The sequence below is a fragment of the Pseudomonas sp. Irchel 3E13 genome, from assembly GCF_900187455.1.
Lineage (GTDB): Bacteria > Pseudomonadota > Gammaproteobacteria > Pseudomonadales > Pseudomonadaceae > Aquipseudomonas.
In genome coordinates this window covers 1-1,315 of record NZ_FYDX01000046.1, presented here as the reverse complement: position 1 = coordinate 1,315, position 1,315 = coordinate 1, and the positions used below count along the sequence as shown (strand labels likewise).

The 1,315-nt window shown below is 57.6% G+C and carries 1 pseudogene; it reads left to right on the top strand.

The annotated features are described in order from the left end of the window. Nucleotides 1-1,313: pseudogene (locus CKW37_RS32265) on the top strand (IS3 family transposase); the annotation flags it as partial. Nucleotides 1,314-1,315 lie beyond the last annotated feature (2 nt).

Below are 1,315 nucleotides of genomic sequence, written 5' to 3'. Positions count from 1 at the left end.
CGAGGCCGTGGCTTTCGCCATGTGGCGAACCAGTTCCAGATAGATCCTACCCTTCTCCGGCGCTGGGTCGTGGCTTACCAGCACCACGGCGAGGCCAGTTTCAAGCGTTCCCGTCGGCACCACAGCGTCGAATTCAAACTCGCTGTGCTTCACCGCATGCTCAATGAGCAACTGTCTCACCGCGCCGCTGCGGCGCTGTTCAACCTGGGCAATTCGAGTCAACTGGGCAGATGGCAGCAGCAGTATTACAGTGGCGAACTTACAGCCCAGCTTTCAGCGAAGAAGAGATCGTCCCGCGCCATGTCCAAGCAGCCCTCCAAGCCCGATGAAACCCCAGTAGTGCCTGACGAGGAGCTCTCGGTTTCCCAGTTGCTGCGCAAGATACGCAAGCTTGAAGCGGAGAACGCCTACCTAAAAAAGCTCGAGGAACTAGACGAGGCGAAGCTCCGGCAGAAGAAAGCCACCACGAAAAAGCCCGGCTGATCGCCGACCTGCACCCACACCATGTTCTCGCGGATCTGCTGGATGCCGCAGGCTTGGCGCGTGCCACCTACTACTACCAACTCAAGACAATCGGTACCGAGGACAAGTGTGCCTCGCTGAAAGCATCGATCCAGAGCATCCAGCACCGTCATCGCGGTCGTTATGGCTATCGTCGTGTCACCGCCACCCTGCGTCAGGAAGGGCAGTTGGTGAACACCAAGAAAGTGCGGCGCCTGATGAGCGAGCTGGACCTCAAATGCACGGTGCGGCCCAAGAAATACAGGTCATACCGGGGGCTGATGGACGAGGCATCGCCCAACATCTTGAAGCGGCAATTTGCAGCTGATCAGCCCAATCAAAAATGGGTGACGGATGTTACGGAGTTCAAGGTGGCAGGTGAAAAGCTCTACCTCTCACCAGTGCTGGATTTGTACAACGGAGAAATCGTGGCGTACCAAACCGACACGCGGCCGCGCTATGCCCTGGTGGAAACCATGCTTGAACGCGCACTGGAGACGCTCCCGGCCGACAGCAAGCCAATGCTGCACTCGGATCAAGGCTGGCACTATCGATACCCTGATTACCGTCAGCGCCTGAAAGAAGCGGGCCTGGAACAAAGCATGTCACGCAAGGGCAATTGCCTGGATAACGCGGCGATGGAGAGCTTTTTTGGCACGCTGAAGTCGGAGTACTTCTACCGGGAACGCTTCGAGACGATCGACCAACTACGTGTCGGAATTGACGAGTACATCCGCTACTACAACCACGAACGCATCAAGATGAAGCTCGGCGGCCTGAGCCCTGTAGCCTACAGAGCACAGGCCGCGTAGCC